Source organism: Klebsiella variicola (assembly GCF_000828055.2).
Taxonomy (GTDB): domain Bacteria; phylum Pseudomonadota; class Gammaproteobacteria; order Enterobacterales; family Enterobacteriaceae; genus Klebsiella; species Klebsiella variicola.
Genome location: NZ_CP010523.2, coordinates 5,143,306 through 5,161,695, shown reverse-complemented (window position 1 = coordinate 5,161,695; position 18,390 = coordinate 5,143,306). Strand labels below are relative to the sequence as shown.

The window sequence follows — 18,390 nt, the reverse complement described above, 5'->3', positions numbered from 1 at the left end:
CCGGGTGCAGCGCGACCCGGTTTTTTTATTTCAGATGAGAGCGGAGGAGGCGGTTATAAATCGTGACAAAATCTTCACGCCCTCTACATTATTAGCTCAACATATCCTTTTATACTGATTTCCGTCGCGCAAGGTCGTTGATCCCGACCGGGTTCGATAATAGCATCCTGCTATTTCCCTTCTGTAATATCCCCTGTCCCCCTTCCATTCCCAACCGCAGCGATGCGGAGGAGGGGGACCTCCTTATTTTTGCCGCGTGATCTGATAGCGATACTGAGTGGGTGTGAGCGCATAATATTTTTTGAAGGTACGATTAAACGCACTGAGATCGTCATAACCGACCATCATACAAATATCGACGATTCGGTAACCAGGCGTCGTCAGCAATAAACGGCAACACAGCGACATGCGCTGCTGGCGGATATATTCCATGGGCGAACGATCAAAATAATGGCGGAAGAGTCGAAATAAATGCCAGGGGGAATAACCAGAGATATCGCTCAGATCGTCGACGGTCAGTTTCTTATCCAGATTATTATCGATCCACAAGAGCAGGTCGTTTAATACCGATTGCTGGAGCGTTTTGCTACGCATGATTGCGGCTAATCCCATAACGAATGGCTCCTCAGCGAGGAGCCTTGGGGTTTATTGAACAGTGAGTTCGCCGTGGCGAACCTGATAATTTTTTTGATTATCAGGGCCAATATAGTCGCTGGCGGGTTTTGCCAGCTGCAGATGACCAAACGCGGTTGATTGCTCTGCATGATAATTTTCGCCGTCATTCACGTCGCCGTGCCCGTTATAACGGGCAATGGCCGGAAAGGGGTACGCCGGGCGAGTCGCGATAACGGCTGGGGCGGCGTCAGCGAAAGGCTGACTGACTTTCTGCACGCCGTGAAACTGCGTTTGGGCATCTGGTTTTTCTGTCATCGGCGGCAGGCTGGTGGCGGTTGGCGCCCGTTTTCCGGCCATGATCTCTTGCGGCGCGATGCCTTCCTCGGTCCAGCGCATCAGCGGGGTAAGGAGATCAATTTGATCGTAACCTTCGCCATTACCGCAATGGGCTACCCCAGGCAGCAGGAATAACCGCAGGAAGGTATCCGTTGCGGCATGGCCCATCTCTGCTTCTACGCCGCGGTAATAGGCGATAGAAAAGGCTGGGCTGACGGAGTCATCGGCCAGACCGTGCCACAGGATAAGCTTGCCGCCGCGCTGTTGATAGGCATGAAGATTGGTATTTGCCGCGTTATAGAGCGGTGCCAGTTGAGCGACGGCGTCAAAATTCTGCTGGTTCAGTGGGAAATCCCGCATCGATTGGATCTTCTGTTTTCCTCCCGGCAGGAGCACGGATTGCAGAGCCGGCAGTACCATCATTTCCGACATCGAGTGGCCGGTCGGGGTCTCGGGCACCGGCCAGCGTAGCTCGGAGCCCAGCGGCAGACCGCCAGCGACAAACTGGGCGCCGTGGCTGTCGTAAGCGCCGCGGTAGAGTTTTTTCACCACCTCGATCTCTTCCTGCGTCAGGCAGGTAGAACGGTCCTGAGCATCGGCAGGACAGCGGGGGAGCCATGACTCAGAGAACTGACAGGCATACGGATTTTGCAGGATACCATCCTGCACGCCGGAAAGCGTCGGGCAGTGAGCCAGCACGGCCTGGTGAATCAGAGGAAGGCGATCTTTCAGCAGGATAGCGGTACCGTCCGGACGCTGATTGGCGGCCACATTCCAGCCGTGGAAGAAGGAATTCTGAAACTGGAAAAAGGCCGCAGGCGCGCCAGCGCTGATACCGTCAAAATCTTGCGGAAAGCGCTGTGCTTCCATCAATGCTTCGCGACCGCCGTCTGAGCAGCCCATAAAGTACGCGTACTTTGGTTGCTGGCGGTAAAGCGTCTGAATCACCGCTTTGGTCAGCACGGCGGTCAGGTGGTTGGCGCGCCAGGCAAAATCGATGCGCTTTTGCGGATCCTCGGCCCATGAAGCATCCATCATACTGCCATGGTGCCCCATATCGGTTGCTGCCACCACAAACTCGCCGTTCATTGCCGGCAGGCAGCCGCTGGCATTCGACAGACTCAGGTTAATACTCCCGCACAGTCCGCCGCAGCCGACCTGCAAGAAACGTTGACTCCAGCGTTGGGTCGGCAGGGCAATCTGCACGCCAATCTGGGGGGCGATAGTGGCGCTCACCTTGCACCAGCTTCCCTGCGCGGAGGTTTGCATTTCAGTGTGGTTGATAGTGACCTTTGCGCCAACGGCGGCGCTGAAGTCGGTCGCGCTCAGCGCATCGCATGTTAGCGCGGGGAGAACCATCGGCAGACTGGCGGCAGCCTGCGTGGGTGAAGCGAACGATAACCCAAAGAGGGTGCAGAGGATGACGGGTAAGATCGTCTTGAGTAAGCGTGTCATACGCAGTTCCCTGTTGCTAATGATGGGAGGCGGCAGGATGGCGAAGCCTATGCCTCACCTTCCCTGGCGAGGCGCCACTGCTTGGCTATTGTAGATAACGATAGACTTTCCTTGATGCCTTGATAAGGCGACCCTACTGTATTCTGCTATTTTGAGGAAAATATGGAGATGTTCGTTAACGGCCTTTGGCAGTGTATACGGGGTAGAATGTTGTGATATCAGTTGCATAATTTATTCAATTTCTCTTCATTATATCTGCTGGGTTTCAGGATATTTTTCTCCCTGTTCCTGGTGATCCCAGAGAGCATCATTCCTAACGAGAATTTTCCCCCTTTTCATTAACAAGAAAGGGGGCTTTTTTAATAAAAAAACGTTCAGGTAAATCTAAATATAGCCCTGGTGTTGGCCATTAGAACCACGGCGTTCAGCAAAAGTTCCATCATTAAATATATTTTTAAAGATGATTTAACATCCTTTTTTTCTCCATTTTATCGCCATAATTGCATGTAATTCTGCGCCTCGCTCAGGTTATTTTCTGTCGCACATTTTAGAGATGCATCCTGAACAAATAAGCTCAACGCCAGCAGAATACTGCTATTGCTCATTATCTCGTAGACGACACATTCATGTTAAAAAAGACTCATATCATCAGCGGATTATTGATCGCCCCTTTAACGTTATATGCCGCAACATCATATCAAGTTGATGATATCCGTTTTGAAGGGCTACAGCGCGTGACCGTCGGGGCAGCGCTATTAAGTATGCCATTGCACGCGGGAGATGCGGTGACGCCAGAAGATGTCAGCGAGGCTGTGCGCGCGCTGTATGCGAGCGGCAATTTCGAGAATGTCCAGATCCTGCGCGATGGGAAAACGCTGGTGGTGCAGGTTAAGGAACGGCCCACTATTGCCAGCGTCAGTTTTTCCGGGAATAAGTCAGTGAAGGATGATGCGCTAAAGGAAAATCTCACCGCGTCCGGTATTTCTGCAGGTAGCGCACTGGACAGAAATTCGCTTAGCGAAATAGAAAAAGGGTTACAGGATTTCTATTACAGTGCGGGGAAATACAGTGCGCAGGTTCACGCGGTGGTGACCCCGTTACCGCGTAATCGCGTTGACTTAACGTTCGTCTTTCAGGAAGGCATCTCGGCGAAAATCGCACAAATAAACATTATCGGTAATCAGGCGTTTCGGGAAGAGACGCTCCTGGACCAGCTTCAGCTACGCGATAATGTGCCGTGGTGGAACGTGGTAGCCGATAAAAAATACCAGAAGCAGAAGCTGGAAGCCGATCTGGAAACGCTGCGCAGTTTTTATCTCGATCGCGGCTATGCGCGCTTTGCTATCGAGTCCACGCAGGTCAGTATGACGCCAGATAAAAAATCCCTGTATATCACTATCGCCCTCAATGAAGGCGAACGTTATCGGGTCGACCGAACTCAGGTGACAGGCGACCTGGCGCAGCATGGCCCAGAGATCGAGGCCCTTGCCCAGCCGCTGGCGGGGGCATGGTACAGCGGGGCGCAAGTCACCACAGTTGAAAATGAGATCAAAAAGCGTTTCGGTAAGTATGGTTATGCCTGGCCGCAGGTGACGACCACGCCGGAAATCGATGATGCGCATCACCGCGTGGCGCTGCATATTCAGGTCAACGCGGGCCGCCGCTACTCGGTACGCCAGATCCGATTTTCCGGTAACGACACCTCCCGGGACGCGGTGCTGCGTCGTGAAATGCGCCAAATGGAAGGGGCGTGGCTCAACAACGAAAAAGTCGAACAAGGGAAAGTACGTCTTGACCGAACGGGTTTTTTTGAGAACGTTGAACAGCAGATCGTTCCGGTCAGTGGGACGGCAGATCAGGTCGATGTGGTCTACAAGGTGAAGGAGCGCAACACCGGCTCATTTAACGTGGGCCTGGGATTTGGTACGGACAGCGGCGTGAGCTATCAGCTTGGCGTGACTCAGGATAACTGGCTGGGAACGGGTAATAGCGTTAGCTTCAACGGGACGCGCAACAGCTACCAGTCTTATCTTGAACTGGGGGCGACGAACCCGTGGTTTACCGTCGATGGCATCAGCCTGGGCGGAAAGATTTTTTATAACAGCTATGATGCTTCCGATGCGGATGCCGGGAGCTATAACCAGCAGAGCTATGGCTTAGGCAGTACGCTGGGGTTTCCCATTAGCGAAAATAACTCCCTGAACCTGGGACTGGATTATGTTCATAATCGCCTGACCAATATGGATCCGGAGCTGACGACCTGGCGCTACCTCAGCTCCCGGGGAATCGAGCCCAGCGTGGTGACGAAAGATGGCGACAGCGGCGCGAAATATAGCGCCAACGACTATTTTGTGAGTCTTGGATGGGGATATAACGATCTCGATCGCGGCTTCTTCCCGCGTGCGGGAAACAAGAGCAGTCTTAGCGGTAAAGTGACCCTCCCCGGTTCGGATAATAGCTACTACAAGCTCTCATTTGACACCGCCCAGTATCTGCCGCTGAGCGAGAATAAGCGCTGGGTCTGGATGGAACGTTTGCGTGCAGGCTATGCCGGTGGGTTAGACGGCAAAAGTGTACCGTTCTACGATAACTTTTACGCCGGCGGCTCGTCGTCAGTGCGCGGCTTCTCTTCTAACACCATTGGGCCTAAAGCGGCCTATTACCGCTGCAATGGTAGCGAAAGCAGCTATAGCGCCTGCCCGCTGGACGCCTCATCTGATGCGGTCGGCGGGAATGCCATGGCGGTGCTGAACAGCGAATTTATCATTCCAACCCCCTTTGTGAATGATAAGTACGCCGATAGCTTGCGAACCTCGCTGTTTGTTGATGCCGGGACGGTCTGGAGCACATCCTGGCAGAACACCGCGCAGACGCTGGCGGCAGGGATCCCTGATTACGGCGATCCGGGTCATATTCGTCTCTCCGCGGGGATTGCCGTGCAGTGGATGTCTCCCCTCGGTCCACTGGTCTTCTCCTGGGCAGAGCCATTTAAAAAGTATGATGGCGATAAAGCAGAACAGTTTCAGTTTAATATTGGCAAAACCTGGTAAAAACGCAGGCAGGTCCAACGGGCCTGCCTGCCGTGTGGATCAGGGTTGCACCACTTTCCAGATGGTATATTTCTCTTCTCCCGGCTTTACCGCCTGAGCGAAGTGTTGGTTCAAATGGCTGGCGGTGAACATTACCGCGCCATCCGGGCCGATAGTCGGCGTATCGGGCCAGTACACGCGATCGTCAGCGGCCAGCAGGGTGAACCGCCCGCTCTGCGGGCGATAACGGACAATACCGTTATGGGTCACATCGGTGATATAGAGTGCGCCATGCTTATCGACCACGATCCCATCGCTATTCCCGCCGACCTCACCCGCGGTACGGATGGCCGCGGCGAGCTGGCGTTCGTTCATCGCGGGATCGCGCAGCGCGGCGGTGGCGATGGTCCGCGCCGTGGTACCGGTGGTGACCGTCCAGTAGAGGGTTTCCTGGTCCGGTGACAGCGCAATACCATTGATACCAAGCATAATGGGGTTGCCCGGCCAGACCGTTTCCCCATGTGAAACCACCTGCAGACCGGCAACCGGCATCAACGCCGGGTGCTGGTTCAGTACCCGGCGGACCGTCCCACGGTTAGCATCCGCGACGATCAGTCCGGTCTGATTGTCCGGCGCGCTGCGCAGGCCGCTGTCGGCGATATACGCCACCCGGCGCGCCTCATCGACCACAATATCGTTGAGGAAGCTTCCTTCCCGGTCGGCGACGCTGTCGAGCGGAATACGCTGCACCAGATGACCGTCGCTGAGCGCATAGATCATGATTTTTTGCGCCCCCGGCGGCGCCGTCTTTTCCCCTGCGACAAAGCCCTGATCTAACGCCCATAGCCAGCCGTTGCGGTTATCGACGTAAAAGCCCAGCACATTGCGCAGGTGCGTGCGGGGATCGGCGCTGATGCTGTTGGCCGCGGTGGACGGAAAGGCGGTGAGTCGTGCCGGGCCGCTCAGGGACTTGGTATCGAGCAGGCTGAGCGTGGCGGGCGCCTGGGTCGAAATCAGACGTGGGGTGCTAACAAATGCCCGACCGGCGGCGTCAAAGTGCAATCCTGCGATGGGCGCATTGACGGAATGCGCATCGACGCGCTGCTGCCAGGTGACCCCGGTATAACTGCGCCATAGCGCCAGATGGGCAGGGGCGTCAGGCCCGGCCGCCAGTGCGGTCTGCCCCAGGGACAGCAGGCCGAGAACGAAGAGTGAAAAACGATGCATCATGGTCTCCAGAAAGCAGTAAAAAAGAGGGGCAGATGGCCCGGTTAAGCCTCGGTAAACGATTTTATTAAATCCCTTCGGGAAGATAAGATGCCTGGAATGACAATCATTTGTTCTCTGGAGAACCAAATGGCCCGGCGGTTTGATTATCTTGCGGATGTAGAAGTCTTTCTGGCGGTGGCCGAGCGCGGGTCGTTTACCGCCGGCGCGGTGGCGCTGTCGTCGACGCCGTCGGTGTTAAGCCGGGCCGTCACCCGTCTTGAAACGCGTCTGGGGTGCCAGCTGCTGCGCCGCTCCACCCGTCGGATCAGCCTGACCGAGGCCGGAAGCGCCTATCTGAGTCAGGTCCGCCAGGCGTTTGAGGTGCTGGATAATGCCGAACGGGAGACGCAGGGGCAAAAAGGGGCGTTATCCGGGCGCGTTAAATTGAGCGCCCCCACCACCTGGGGACACTATCGTTTGCCCGCCCGGCTGGCGTTGTACCGTCAGTTGCACCCCGACGTACAGATTGAGCTGAATATTACCAACCGTAATGTCGATATTATCGCTGAGGGCTTCGATCTGGTGGTGCGCCAGGGACATTTACCCGACAGCGGCCTGGTGGCAAAAAAGCTGGAGGATGCGGCGCTATGTCTGGTGGCCTCGCCGGCCTATTTACGCTCGACAGCGAGACCGCTGAGTAAAATAGCCGATTTGCGCCATCATTCATGCCTGACATTTATTATGCCGGCAACGGGAAAAGTCGCCGAATGGGTATTTCGTGAGGATGGCCAGGATATCAGCTGGCTACCGACGTCATCTCTGCATGTCTCCGATGATGTGCTCGGGGTGGTCTCGCTGGCCCTGCAGGGGGCGGGGATCTGTCAGAGCTATGCGTTTATTGTGCAGGAGGCGATCGCGCGCGGGGAGCTGGTTCCTGTTCTTCCGGCGTTCGCCGGACGTTCACGGCCTTTCTCGGTGCTTTACCCGCCGCATAAAAGCCAGTCAGCCGCTGCCCGGGCATTAATTACTCTGCTGACCATGCCTGCCGAGGCGCTGGCGACGCTGTGCGCGACATTACCTGATGCCTATGACTGAGGGCTCATCCACAAGGACTAAGACGTTTTGTCAATTATGTTTATATTATCTTATTTTTTATTATATTTTCTTTTCTGTGGTTAATTTATTTCTTTTTTTATAGAGGTTAACCATTAATCTCTTGATGAAAAATTAAGGTTACCGATAATGGGTTATGTTGTTAGGAATTGTCTTAAGTCACATAATTGTCAGGTGTGCTTGCAGTTTATAATAATGGATGCTATCACTATATAAGATAATAATTTGTAGCATCTTTTATAAGGAAGGAATATGAAATGGACTATTCTTAATACTCTCATCTGCCCGCAATCCGGCATCGCCTTTTCGGCAATATCCAGCCTGCGTTTCTTAAAATTTATTATGTGGTACGAGGCCGATGTGATACTGCTGCCCGGCGAGTCGATGAAGCTCTATTCCTCGAGAGTTTTAATTAATGACCAGTATCATTCATTAAAAATCTACAATATTACGGTGTACGACGAGGCGCAGTGGGAGAAATTACGCGAACGGCCATCTTGCCCGTATCAGGCTGGCGGCAAGCAGTCTGACTCCTGTTTTTTCCAGTCCTTTTGCGCGATTAAGCGCTGCCCGAATAATATTCCGCGCGGTGAACCCTGGCGTTAGCCCGAGAAAGCCGCCGGTCGGCTACCGGCGGCGCGATGTTATTTGACCAGCAGGGCGGCCATTCGTGGCTGGACGCTTGCGCAGCCGGCGAGGACGAGGTTGCCTTGCCGCAGCCCTTCATTGGCGAGAAATGCATTGCACGTTCCGCCCGCCTCCTCAATCAACAGCATGCCCGCCAGCGCGTCCCAGCTGTTCATATGCGCTTCAAAATAGCCATGGATCTGACCGGCAGCGACATGCGCCAGCATCAGGGCGCCTGCGCCAAAACGGCGATACTCCAGGCCGGCGTCGAGCAGCGTGTCGATGGCCCGGGCATAGTCGCTGGCCGGGGCGCGGCTGGAGCGCCCCATGCCGATCACCACCGCGTCGGGATCCGGTTCACGCAGCGTCAGGCGACGACCGTTGAGAAACGCCCCTTCGCCGCGGCCGGCGAAGAAAAACTCATTGCGATCGGGGGCGTAGATGATGCCGAACGAGAGTTCGCCCTGGCACACTCTCGCCAGTGAGATGCACCAGTAATCCATGCCAAGGATAAAGTTGGTGGTGCCATCCACGGGGTCAAGCACCCAGACGGTGTGCTCATCGCCTTCGAAACCGCTCTCTTCACCGAGGAAACCCTCCTGCGGAAAGTGCGCCTTCAGCCACCCTTTAATCTCCTGTTCTACCGCGAGATCTGCTTGCGAAACAAAGTCCTGGCGCGATTTTTTATCGACCTGCAATCCCGCATCGCGCAGCGCCTGGGCGTGGGCGCCTGCCTGGCGAATCAAGGCGCATAATGACTCTCGTTGTGCTTCCGTCATGGTCTTGCTCTCAGATAATAAAGGGCGACGTGCGCCGGTGAATTAATGTCACCTCCACCCAGGTGGTGCGTGAAGGTTGTAAAGGGTCGACGGTGCGCTCCTGCAGCCGGGCGAGGGTCTGGCGGGAGATCGCCGCCACATCCTGATGTAGCGTGGTGAGCTGGTAGCTATATTGCGCGGTCGGCGGCGTGTTATCAAAACCAATCAACTGATAATCCTCAGGCGCCTGTTTGCCGCGCTGGCGCATTCCATCGAGAAAGCCACAGGCAATCTGGGCGTTAGCGCAGAAGATCCCCTCCAGCGCCTCGTCGGCGAGCGCCGCGGCCTGAAACCCGCCCGTATAGCCCTCTTCCGGGCAGGCGAGGATCGCCAGATTGCGTTCGACGTCCACTCCGCGCGCCTGCAGTGCCCGGCTGAATGCTTCCCCACGCATGCGCCCGGCCCAGGTGGAAGGTGAGTGGTTGAGCCAGCCAAACCGCCGGCAGCCGCTGCGCAGCAGCTGGTCGGCCGCCAGTTCGGCGCCGGCGACGTTGTCAGAGCAGACATAATCCACCCCGGGTATCGTCGGCTGGCGGTTTATGCCCACTACCGGGATATGCTGCTGGACGCACTCATTCACCAACGCCTCCGGCGGCTGGCCGGAGGTGACGATAACGCCTGAGACGCGAAACTGCGTGAAACGGCGCAGGGTGTGCGCCAGGTCCTGCTCGCTGTGGATCTCGCTCACCAGCGCCTGAAAGCCCTGGCGCTGGATCTCGTTGAGCAGGGCATCAAGCAGGGCGCTGCGAAAAGGATCGCTGATGCGTGAGACGATCACGCCGATTAAGTGGCTGCGCTGGCGATTGAGCCCCTGGGCAAGAAAGTTAACCTGGTACCCCAGCTCTTCGGCGGCGCGCAGCACCCGCGCCCGGGCGTCGGGAGAGATGCTGCCGTTGCTGCTCAGCGCGCGTGACACCACCGCCCGCGAGACGCCGGCCAGTCTGGCCACATCCTGGGCGGTGACGCTGGGTTTACGTGGGCTCATAGGGCATGCGCCTCGTCGGCGAATGCGGGACGCGGCAGCGTAAAGTGGTCCCCATCCTGCGACACGAATAATCCCTGCCACGGCTGACAGGCTTGCTTCAGCGCCGACAGGGCGGCGTCCTCGCAGTGATAGAGCCCCAGCGCCGGGAGCTTCAGCGTTCTGAACAGCATCAGGCAGGAGGGGAAATCGCCATGAGAAGCATCGTCGTCAAGGGCCGCCACTGAGGCACACTCCTGAAACGCCAGCCCGGCGCCGGCCATCAGGGCTATCGAGTCGGCGGTTGGCCGGCCATCGCCGCTGTAAAACAGCGTCTGCCCGGCAATGGTGATGCGGATGGCGCGATTACTCAGCTCATGCTGGGTGGCGGCGGTGCGGATCTGCCAGTCCTGCCACGTCCAGGCTTCGCGGCATTCCTGCCAGTCGATGGTGAAACCAGGGTCCGCCTGAGGCCAGTTCGCCAGCGCGGCCAGCTGCATGAGCACCGGCTGCTGCGCTGGCTGGCAGTAGATAATCAGCGGCTTCTGACGGGAGCCACTTTTCCAGTAATTCAGCAGCGCCGTCAGACCGGTACAGTGATCCGGATGGACGTGGGTGAAGTAGATTGCGTCAATATCATTGACCCCACCGCCGCGCTGCCAGAGTGCGCGGGGAACGGTGGGGCCGCAGTCGATTAACCACTGTTTGTTGTCCGCGTCGATCACCCGCAGCGCGGAGGTATTTTGCGTGCAGGAAAAGGCGCTCCCGCAGCCAAGCACATCTATTTTCATTGACCCTCGCCAAAATTTTTTGCCGCTTAATTAAATTGTCATAAATACCCGACAAAGTAGGCTCACATCATGTCGAGTTAACGTTGCATTTTTTTTACAGCCAAATGAACACGTGTTCACCTTGCTAAAAAAATGCCGCAGCAGCGCTTTCAGGTAGCGAATATGAGTTATTTACAGATCACCGGCCTTAAAATTAGTTATGGCGATAACGTGGTTTTACATAATATCGATCTGGCGGTCGAGCAAGGGGAAATGATTGCCCTGCTGGGTCCGTCGGGATGCGGAAAAACCACGCTGCTGAACGCGCTCTGCGGCTTTATTCCGGTGCAAAGCGGCGAGATGGCGATTGCCAGTCGAACGATCACCCATCTTGCGCCGGAGCAGCGCAATATCACCATGGTGTTTCAAAGCTACGCCCTGTGGCCGCACCTGACGGTAGCGCGCAATATCGGCTATGGCCTGAAACTGCGCAAATGGCGCGGGGCGGATATCGCGCGGCGGGTGGCGGAGCTGCTGCGAATAGTGAATCTTGAGGGACTTGGCGAGGTGAAAGTGACCGAACTGTCGGGCGGTCAGCGGCAGCGGGTGGCGCTGGCGAGAGCCCTGGCCATAGAGCCCCAGGTGCTGGTGCTGGATGAGCCGTTATCTAATCTGGATGCCAAAGTGCGCCTGAATGTGCGCCATGAAATTAAATCTCTGCAAAAGAGACTGGGTTTCACGTCATTAATTGTCACCCACGATCAGCAGGAAGCCTTAGTGATGGCGGACCGCATTGCGGTATTAAATCAGGGGCGTATTGAACAAACTGGCACCCCGGAACAAATATATCAACGTCCCGCGACGCCCTTCGTCGCTGATTTTATGGGCGCCGATAATAAAATAACCTCCGGTGAATTATCCGCTGCCGCAATATCCGGTTTATCCGCCGCTCAGCAGGAGGAAAAAGTTATTTATTTTCGCAGCGCCGATGCCGCGCTCGCTGAATTAACGCAGCCTGCGCCGCAGGAGGGACTTGCTCTGGAGGGCGTGGTGGAGCAAAGCGCGTTTCTGGGCAATCTGTATCGCCACAGCGTGCGCTGTCATGACCGCCTGCTACTGGCCGATGCCGCGCAGTGCTGGCCGACAAAAAGCCGCGTTCGGCTCCATGTGCCAACGCCGGCCCTGCATATTTTTCCTTTACCACTATCACAGTGATATCAGCGTGTTCATTCTGGGGACAATCCATGTTGACTAAGACGAAAGCAGCGATCGTAACGACCCTCTTCCTGAGCCTTGGCGCACAGGCCGACACCATTCTGAATGTCGCCACCGCGGGCGATCAGAATATGGTGGATTATGTAAAAACCTGGCTGGGGCCAAAATTTGAAGCCGCTCATCCCGGCGTCAAGGTGCGGGTGATCGGTACCGGCCCCGGCGACGCCGGGTCGAATAAAATTAGCGAGAAGCTAACGGCCCAGCAGGAGAGCGGCGCGCAGCAGTGGGATATCGACGTCGCGGTAGTGCACCAGAAGGCGGGCGGTGAGCAGGTGGAAAAGGGATTACTGCAAAAATACCGTCAGGATATTCAGACCGGCGGCATGGTGAGTTCGCCGAGCGCCACTCAGGCGCTGGGCGTTAACGTCGACGGATACGTCATGCCGATGTTCTTAAGCCAGACCGCTATCGCCTGGAACAGCGATCTGCTCAGTACCCCACCGGCGTCGTATGACGAGCTGGTGGCCTGGACGCAGAAACATCCGCAGGCTTTTGGCTATAACGGCATCAAGAACGGCATGTCCGGCGTCAGCTTTGTGGTGGGCTGGATCTACGCCTACGGGACCGACGCCCAGCGTCTCTCCGCCGGGCCCTATGATAAAAGCGTCGAAAAAGGCTGGCAGCAGGCCTATGAGAAGCTGAAGGCGTTCAATAAAAACGTAACTTTTACCCCGGGCAACGCCGGGACGCTCGATATGCTGAGCCGGGGGGAAATCGCCATGGGCCCGGTGTGGGTCGATATGTTCTATAGCTGGAAAGATCAGGGCAAGCTGCCGCCCTCGATCAAGCTTGCTTTACTGGCGCCGGGTATGCCGGGTCAGCCGATGTATTACGTCATCCCGGCGAAGGCGGCGAATCCGCAGCTGGCGCGCGACTTTATCGCGCTGGCCACCAGTCCGGAAGTGCAGGCGCAGGGGATCGTTAAGCAGTTTAACTGGTATCCGGGCATCGACGCCGGGCAGGTGAAGCCGAAGCTGGATACGGCGACCTGGCAAAAGCTGTTTGCCGAAATCTCGCCGGAAGCGCTGGCAAAGTATGGCAAAAGCTTCCCGATCGCTCCCTATTTTGACGACATCAAAGAGGGTTACGAAAGCCAGGTGGCCAACTAACGCCTTCTCCCGCCCGGGTTGTCGGCCCGGGCGCTTTCTTGTGCTGACGCCAGGTGCATTATGTCCAGTTCATTAAAATATCTGCTGCTGGTTGCTCCGGCGGCGCTGATGATCGCGATCCTGTTTTTGTATCCGCTGGGGTTTTCGCTGGTCTCGGCGTTTACCGCGCCGGGACAGCCGTTCACGCTCGATCACTTCCGCAAGGTCTATGCGCTTTACGCCAGTGATGTGCTCTTTTCGCTGATTATCGTACTGGTCTCAGTGGCGCTGTTAGCGCTGATCGCCATTACTCTGTCGGCAGTGATTGCGCTGTCACCGTGCCGACCCGTTGTTCGTCTGCTGGGTTTTTTGTATCGCTTACCGCTGTTTATTCCGTTTATTGTCGTCGCCCAGATGATGCGCACTTTTCTCGCCAAAAATGGCCTGATGAACAATGCGCTGGTGGCGGCCGACCTGGTCACACCGCTGGAGACGCTCTCCTGGCTGGGATGGAAAGGGATAGTGATCACCTTTGTCTGGAAGCAACTGGCCTTTGCCACGCTGCTGATCTGCGGGGCGATGGCGGCGCTGGAGTCGTCGCAGATCCTTGCTGCGCGTAACCTTGGCGCCTCCCGGCCGCGGATCCTGTTCGATATCATGCTGCCGCAGGTCCTGCCGACCATCGGCGTGGCGCTGGTGCTGTCGACGGTGACCATGATGTCGGTGCTGTCGGTACCGTTGATGATCGGCGTCGGAACGCCGACGATGCTGACGGTGGATATGGCGTTTCGCGTGAATTCCTATGGCGATTACGCGGTGGCGAATGCGCTGGGTGTGGTGTCGCTGGCGATCTGCGGCGCGCTGTCGTGGTTTTACCTGCGCCACAGCCTGCAGCAAAAAGGAGGGGAATCATGAAAGCGCTGACTCTCGCCTCATCCCCGTCATGGTGGATAAAAGGGCGCCGTAAAGTGCGCGCCAGCCTGGCGCTGCAGACCCTGCTGCTGCTGTTTATGCTGCTGGCGATGTTTGGCCCGTTGCTGAACCTGTTGATCTGGACCGTAGCGGAAAGCTGGTATTTTCCCCATTCGCTGCCCAGTCAGTGGGGGTTGAAGTACTGGTATCAGGTTTTCAATCCATACAGCGATGTGTCCGGTTCGCTGTTAACCAGCGTGTTGATCGCCCTGTTATCGGTGGGGGTCTGTTTGCTGATTTCCGTCCCCGCCGGCTATGCGCTTTCCCGGCGGAAAATGCCGCTGCGGGTGCTGTTTATGCTGCTGTTTCTCATCCCGCAGGCCTTTCCCAACCTGACGGTATACATGAATGTTGCCCGATTGTTTTATCAGTGGGGATTGAACGGCAGTATCGCGGGGGTGGTGCTGGTGCATAGCGTCCACGGCCTGATGTATTCGGTGTGGATCTGTGTGGCAGCCTTCTCATCCATCGACCCGCTGCTGGCGCGGGCGTCGCGTAACCTTGGCGCCGGACCGGTGTATACCTTCTGGCACATTGTGCTGCCGCAGGCGGCGCCGGGGATCGTTGCCGCCAGCATCTTCGTTTTTCTGGAGTCGCTGGATGAGTTTACCGGCACCTTCTTTGTCGGCGCGCCGGATATCACCACGCTGCCGCTACTGCTCTATAACGCCAGCATGTCGGGTAACTATCAGGTCTCGTCGATTACGGCGCTGATTTTGCTGGTGCCATCGCTGCTCTTTATGGTGGTGATCCATAAATTTATGCGCCCGGAGATGATGGCGAAACTGGGGAAGTAAGGACCGTAGAAAACGAAAAAGCTTCCCGGTGGGAAGCTTTTTAACCTCAGGTCATCATCATTGGCCATTCTGGCGGCGTCTGACTCATGACCTCAATCATCACATCTTTGATATTACCCCAGATTTTTGCGATATCGATCAGGGTGATGCCCAGCAAACCGGTGGCGAACCAGCAGGCGGCGGCAAGGCCGAGGCAGCTGCAGATCACTGCCAGACCGGCATAATCGCTTTTCCGTAACTGGATATTCAACGAGCTGGCGAGAAACATCAGTACCGCGCTCACCAGGGGCCAGCGCAACAAAACGACACTGGTAGTAATGGAAGCCATTAACCTATCCTCAAAGAAAGTCGGGGAGCCATGGATGACCTGGCGCGACTGACGATGGCATAGCGCTCTGGTCTCGACTGGCAAACTAGAGAGTGATGAAACGTCATTTCTGTTTCATCAACTTGTGTGAACTATATCACACTTGATGCTTTATTCGCCAGCCAAAAAATGAGCTTTCGCTGCGCTGAATAAGCTTTGATTTTGTGTGGATATAGGTAAGCAAAACCCGATTATCTTATTTTCATTCTCTTGCTAATGATTATTATTCTGCGGGTTTTATTACCAGTTCCTGTTTATTACACGGAGAAACCGAGTCAGATGCGCGTCTATTCTTAATCTGACGAGAATATCTTTCGAATACCTGATAAATAAGTATTATTCAACACCACCAGCTGAAAAGCTGACGCCCTGAAGGGCTGGCAGATATCTGCTGATGTCTATCGCAGTCGCGATTGCTAACGTGTTCGGGCTACCTTAATTAAGGCATATCGCATGGATGAAAGCGTAAATGGCTGACAGTGCGCCGCATAAGGCGCTCAGACTTGTCGGAATGGGGCTGGTTATTTTATTGCCGGTGATGTTGGCATTGTGGTTTGCCCAGCTGCGGGCCAAAGCCGAAACCATTGATCAATTGCACTCATTTTCGCAGCTGGCGCTGCAAAAAACAGAAATGGTCATCCGGGAAGCGGATCAGGCGCGGTTTAAAGCCAGCCAGTATCGTGGTGAGCTATGCTCAGCGGAGCACCAGCGTTATTTACTGCATATTGTTCGCGGTCTGCTGTATGTAGAAGATCTGATCTACGCCAACGGTCAGCGCTTTATCTGTTCAACGTCCGCTCATCCCGAGACCGGCTGGCGGATGCCCGCGGCGAATTACACCAAAAAGCCGGATGTGGCGATTTACTACTATCGGGATACGCCGTTTTACCCGGGCTTTGCCATGAATTATATGCAGAAGGGGCCCTATGTGGTGGTGGTCAACCCCTACTCGTTCAGCTCGGTGATTGCCAGCGACCGCGATTTAGCCTATGGCGTTTTCGATACTAAAACCAACCTCTTTTTCTCGCTGAGTAATAATGTTGAGCCCGCCGAACTCCAGGCGTTAATTCGCGAAGGCGATGCTTTTTTTAATCAGAATGGTCGGGTGTATACGATAGCCCGCTCCGCTATCCGGCCGATCGCGGTCATCATGTCCACCTCCCGGGCCAGCTACTACCACAACTTCTGTGACCAGGCGAGCCTGACGCTGCCGCTGGGGATCATTTGCAGTATTTTACTGGTGCTGGTGTGGACACGAACCCGCCGCCAGTATCACTCGCCGCGCAATATGCTACAGCGGGCTCTGAGCTGCCGCCAGCTGCGGCTGCACTACCAGCCGATTATCGATATTAAAAATAACCGCTGCGTCGGGGCGGAGGCGCTACTGCGATGGCCGGGGTTTGATGGCCCGGTGATGAACCCGGCGGAGTTTATCCCGCTGGCGGAAAATGAAGGCATGATTGCCCAGATCACGGACTACGTGGTGGATGAGCTGTTTTATGAAATGGGTGAGTTTCTTGCCAGCCATCCGCAGCTGTATGTGGCGATCAATCTCTCTGCGTCCGATTTCCACTCGGCGCGGCTGATTTCACAGATCAGTGAGAAAGCGCACAGCTATGCGGTCTGCATCGGACAGATCAAAATCGAAGTGACCGAGCGCGGGTTTATCGACGTGGCGAAAACGACGCCGGTGATCCAGGCGTTCCGCGAAGCAGGCTATGAGATTGCGATCGATGATTTCGGTACCGGCTACTCGAATCTGCATAATCTGCACGCGCTGAATGTCGATATCCTCAAAATCGATAAAACCTTCGTTGATACGCTGACCACCAACAACACCAGCCATCTGATCGCTGAGCACATCATTGAGATGGCGCGCGGGCTGCGTTTAAAAACTATCGCGGAAGGGGTGGAGACCCCGGAGCAGGTAAGCTGGCTCTACAAGCGCGGCGTGCAATTTTGTCAGGGCTGGCTGTTTGCGAAAGCCATGCCGGCGCGGGAGTTTATGCAGTGGTTAGCGAATGCTCCCACGCCCATAAGCAGGCCTCAGCCGCCGCGTCACGCGGAGATCTGATGGCGGTAGTCGCTGGGAGTGCGGTCGAACTCGCGGCGGAACACCCGGGAGAAGGTTTGCTGCGAGACGTAGCCCAGATCCATCGCGATATCAAAGATAGGTCGCTGAGTGGTTCGCAACGCTTCCGCCGCCAGCAGCAGGCGGCGCTGACGAATATAATCACCCAGCGTCTGATGCATTACGGTACGGAACATCCGCTGCAGATACCATTTCGAGTATCCTGACTTTCTGGCGACTATATCAATGTTAAGTGGTTGATCGATATGTTCATCAATCCATTCAATCAGTGTTTGAATAATATCCTGATGGGACATAAAGCGGCCTCTCTCAATTCTCGATTCGTCGTTTTGTCTGCGGGCGAGTATAATTCCTCAAGTTAACTTGAGGTAAAGCGCTTTATGGAAAAGAAATCACCCCGCATCAAAATGCTGCTGACGCCCGGGGAAGTGGCAAAACGAACCGGCGTGGCGGTCTCGGCTCTCCATTTTTATGAGAGTAAAGGCCTGATCCATAGCCAGCGGAATGCCGGCAACCAGCGGCGCTACCGGCGCGATGTCCTGCGCGCGGTGGCGATTATCAAAATTGCGCAACGCATCGGCATCCCGCTGGCGACCATCGGCGACGCGTTTGGCGTACTGCCGGAAGGGCACAACCTCAGCGCAAAAGAGTGGAAGATGCTGTCATCGCAGTGGCGTGAGGAGCTGGACCGGCGTATTCATACCCTGACGGCGTTGCGCGACCAGCTCGACGGCTGTATCGGCTGCGGCTGTTTATCACGGCGCGACTGCCCGCTGCGCAACCCGGGCGATAAGCTGGGGGAAGAGGGGACCGGCGCCCGGCTGCTGGAAGAGGAATAATAAAACTAAAGCGCCACAACTGGGCGC

17 protein-coding genes are annotated in these 18,390 nt (G+C 55.9%); 9 read left to right on the top strand and 8 right to left on the bottom strand.

What is annotated here, in order from left to right; all coding sequences use genetic code 11:
- Window positions 1-243 precede the first annotated feature (243 nt).
- Together SP68_RS24100 and SP68_RS24095 are read right to left on the bottom strand one after the other, a co-directional pair.
- Entirely contained in the window at window positions 244-612 is a 369-nt protein-coding gene (locus SP68_RS24100) for a helix-turn-helix transcriptional regulator (RefSeq protein ID WP_008807288.1), read from the bottom strand.
- Between the two features lie 33 nt (window positions 613-645).
- Window positions 646-2,406, bottom strand: a complete 1,761-nt coding sequence (locus SP68_RS24095) for a tannase/feruloyl esterase family alpha/beta hydrolase (RefSeq protein ID WP_040971093.1) — start codon at window positions 2,404-2,406, stop codon at window positions 646-648.
- A 626-nt stretch (window positions 2,407-3,032) separates the two neighbouring features.
- Between SP68_RS24095 and bamA the strand changes: the two genes are divergently transcribed.
- Complete coding sequence (gene bamA, locus SP68_RS24090; protein WP_012969159.1) at window positions 3,033-5,456, top strand: outer membrane protein assembly factor BamA; 2,424 nt, start codon at window positions 3,033-3,035, stop codon at window positions 5,454-5,456.
- A gap of 39 nt (window positions 5,457-5,495) precedes the next feature.
- Here bamA and SP68_RS24085 read toward each other — a convergent pair whose 3' ends face one another.
- Window positions 5,496-6,662 (bottom strand): L-dopachrome tautomerase-related protein, encoded by a 1,167-nt coding sequence (locus tag SP68_RS24085; RefSeq protein ID WP_040971095.1) that lies wholly within the window; start codon window positions 6,660-6,662, stop codon window positions 5,496-5,498.
- A gap of 129 nt (window positions 6,663-6,791) precedes the next feature.
- Between SP68_RS24085 and SP68_RS24080 the strand changes: the two genes are divergently transcribed.
- Both SP68_RS24080 and SP68_RS24075 read left to right on the top strand, forming a co-directional pair.
- A complete protein-coding gene (locus tag SP68_RS24080) occupies window positions 6,792-7,739 on the top strand; it encodes a LysR family transcriptional regulator (RefSeq protein WP_040971097.1) in 948 nt (315 codons plus the stop codon).
- A gap of 270 nt (window positions 7,740-8,009) precedes the next feature.
- The gene (locus SP68_RS24075) at window positions 8,010-8,363 is read left to right on the top strand and encodes an anti-adapter protein IraM (protein WP_008807283.1); all 354 of its coding nucleotides are present in this window, start codon (window positions 8,010-8,012) and stop codon (window positions 8,361-8,363) included.
- Window positions 8,364-8,401: 38 nt separating this feature from the next.
- Here SP68_RS24075 and SP68_RS24070 read toward each other — a convergent pair whose 3' ends face one another.
- From SP68_RS24070 to SP68_RS24060, 3 genes are read right to left on the bottom strand one after another with little or no spacing between them, the layout of a single operon-like run.
- Window positions 8,402-9,163 (bottom strand): inositol monophosphatase family protein, encoded by a 762-nt coding sequence (locus SP68_RS24070; RefSeq protein WP_023339416.1) that lies wholly within the window; start codon window positions 9,161-9,163, stop codon window positions 8,402-8,404.
- 10 nt (window positions 9,164-9,173) lie between these two features.
- A complete protein-coding gene (locus SP68_RS24065) occupies window positions 9,174-10,187 on the bottom strand; it encodes a LacI family DNA-binding transcriptional regulator (protein ID WP_023323471.1) in 1,014 nt (337 codons plus the stop codon).
- Window positions 10,184-10,954 (bottom strand): MBL fold metallo-hydrolase, encoded by a 771-nt coding sequence (locus SP68_RS24060; RefSeq protein WP_012969156.1) that lies wholly within the window; start codon window positions 10,952-10,954, stop codon window positions 10,184-10,186. The genes SP68_RS24065 and SP68_RS24060 overlap by 4 nt, the downstream gene beginning before the upstream one ends.
- Window positions 10,955-11,116: 162 nt before the next feature.
- On the opposite strand from SP68_RS24060, the gene SP68_RS24055 reads away from it, so the two are divergent.
- From SP68_RS24055 to SP68_RS24040, 4 genes are read left to right on the top strand one after another with little or no spacing between them, the layout of a single operon-like run.
- Window positions 11,117-12,148 (top strand): ABC transporter ATP-binding protein, encoded by a 1,032-nt coding sequence (locus SP68_RS24055; protein WP_016160114.1) that lies wholly within the window; start codon window positions 11,117-11,119, stop codon window positions 12,146-12,148.
- Between the two features lie 29 nt (window positions 12,149-12,177).
- On the top strand, window positions 12,178-13,317 hold the full coding sequence (locus tag SP68_RS24050; protein ID WP_008807278.1) for an ABC transporter substrate-binding protein: 1,140 nt from the start codon (window positions 12,178-12,180) through the stop codon (window positions 13,315-13,317).
- A 60-nt stretch (window positions 13,318-13,377) separates the two neighbouring features.
- Window positions 13,378-14,211 (top strand): ABC transporter permease, encoded by an 834-nt coding sequence (locus SP68_RS24045; protein WP_008807277.1) that lies wholly within the window; start codon window positions 13,378-13,380, stop codon window positions 14,209-14,211.
- A complete protein-coding gene (locus SP68_RS24040; RefSeq protein ID WP_008807276.1) occupies window positions 14,208-15,065 on the top strand; it encodes an ABC transporter permease in 858 nt (285 codons plus the stop codon). Before SP68_RS24045 ends, SP68_RS24040 begins: the two co-directional genes overlap by 4 nt.
- Before the next feature lie 46 nt (window positions 15,066-15,111).
- Here SP68_RS24040 and SP68_RS24035 read toward each other — a convergent pair whose 3' ends face one another.
- Window positions 15,112-15,393, bottom strand: a complete 282-nt coding sequence (locus SP68_RS24035; protein ID WP_008807275.1) for a YjcB family protein — start codon at window positions 15,391-15,393, stop codon at window positions 15,112-15,114.
- A gap of 508 nt (window positions 15,394-15,901) precedes the next feature.
- Between SP68_RS24035 and SP68_RS24030 the strand changes: the two genes are divergently transcribed.
- On the top strand, window positions 15,902-17,506 hold the full coding sequence (locus SP68_RS24030) for an EAL domain-containing protein (RefSeq protein ID WP_008807274.1): 1,605 nt from the start codon (window positions 15,902-15,904) through the stop codon (window positions 17,504-17,506).
- Here SP68_RS24030 and soxS read toward each other — a convergent pair.
- The gene (soxS, locus tag SP68_RS24025; RefSeq protein ID WP_004151738.1) at window positions 17,491-17,820 is read right to left on the bottom strand and encodes a superoxide response transcriptional regulator SoxS; all 330 of its coding nucleotides are present in this window, start codon (window positions 17,818-17,820) and stop codon (window positions 17,491-17,493) included. The two genes, SP68_RS24030 and soxS, sit on opposite strands and share 16 nt — an antisense overlap.
- Before the next feature lie 84 nt (window positions 17,821-17,904).
- Here soxS and soxR point away from each other — a divergent pair, with 84 nt between their 5' ends.
- Window positions 17,905-18,363, top strand: a complete 459-nt coding sequence (soxR, locus tag SP68_RS24020; RefSeq protein WP_004206331.1) for a redox-sensitive transcriptional activator SoxR — start codon at window positions 17,905-17,907, stop codon at window positions 18,361-18,363.
- The last annotated feature ends 27 nt before the right edge of the window (window positions 18,364-18,390 follow it).

What these genes read in the sequence shown, in the direction of transcription:
- SP68_RS24100 (WP_008807288.1), bottom strand. Translation starts at nt 612, where the DNA reads ATGGGATTAGCCGCAATCATGCGTAGCAAAACGCTCCAGCAATCGGTA.
- SP68_RS24095 (WP_040971093.1), bottom strand. Translation starts at nt 2,406, where the DNA reads ATGACACGCTTACTCAAGACGATCTTACCCGTCATCCTCTGCACCCTC.
- bamA (WP_012969159.1), top strand. Translation starts at nt 3,033, where the DNA reads ATGTTAAAAAAGACTCATATCATCAGCGGATTATTGATCGCCCCTTTA.
- SP68_RS24085 (WP_040971095.1), bottom strand. Translation starts at nt 6,662, where the DNA reads ATGCATCGTTTTTCACTCTTCGTTCTCGGCCTGCTGTCCCTGGGGCAG.
- SP68_RS24080 (WP_040971097.1), top strand. Translation starts at nt 6,792, where the DNA reads ATGGCCCGGCGGTTTGATTATCTTGCGGATGTAGAAGTCTTTCTGGCG.
- SP68_RS24075 (WP_008807283.1), top strand. Translation starts at nt 8,010, where the DNA reads ATGAAATGGACTATTCTTAATACTCTCATCTGCCCGCAATCCGGCATC.
- SP68_RS24070 (WP_023339416.1), bottom strand. Translation starts at nt 9,163, where the DNA reads ATGACGGAAGCACAACGAGAGTCATTATGCGCCTTGATTCGCCAGGCA.
- SP68_RS24065 (WP_023323471.1), bottom strand. Translation starts at nt 10,187, where the DNA reads ATGAGCCCACGTAAACCCAGCGTCACCGCCCAGGATGTGGCCAGACTG.
- SP68_RS24060 (WP_012969156.1), bottom strand. Translation starts at nt 10,954, where the DNA reads ATGAAAATAGATGTGCTTGGCTGCGGGAGCGCCTTTTCCTGCACGCAA.
- SP68_RS24055 (WP_016160114.1), top strand. Translation starts at nt 11,117, where the DNA reads ATGAGTTATTTACAGATCACCGGCCTTAAAATTAGTTATGGCGATAAC.
- SP68_RS24050 (WP_008807278.1), top strand. Translation starts at nt 12,178, where the DNA reads ATGTTGACTAAGACGAAAGCAGCGATCGTAACGACCCTCTTCCTGAGC.
- SP68_RS24045 (WP_008807277.1), top strand. Translation starts at nt 13,378, where the DNA reads ATGTCCAGTTCATTAAAATATCTGCTGCTGGTTGCTCCGGCGGCGCTG.
- SP68_RS24040 (WP_008807276.1), top strand. Translation starts at nt 14,208, where the DNA reads ATGAAAGCGCTGACTCTCGCCTCATCCCCGTCATGGTGGATAAAAGGG.
- SP68_RS24035 (WP_008807275.1), bottom strand. Translation starts at nt 15,393, where the DNA reads ATGGCTTCCATTACTACCAGTGTCGTTTTGTTGCGCTGGCCCCTGGTG.
- SP68_RS24030 (WP_008807274.1), top strand. Translation starts at nt 15,902, where the DNA reads ATGGCTGACAGTGCGCCGCATAAGGCGCTCAGACTTGTCGGAATGGGG.
- soxS (WP_004151738.1), bottom strand. Translation starts at nt 17,820, where the DNA reads ATGTCCCATCAGGATATTATTCAAACACTGATTGAATGGATTGATGAA.
- soxR (WP_004206331.1), top strand. Translation starts at nt 17,905, where the DNA reads ATGGAAAAGAAATCACCCCGCATCAAAATGCTGCTGACGCCCGGGGAA.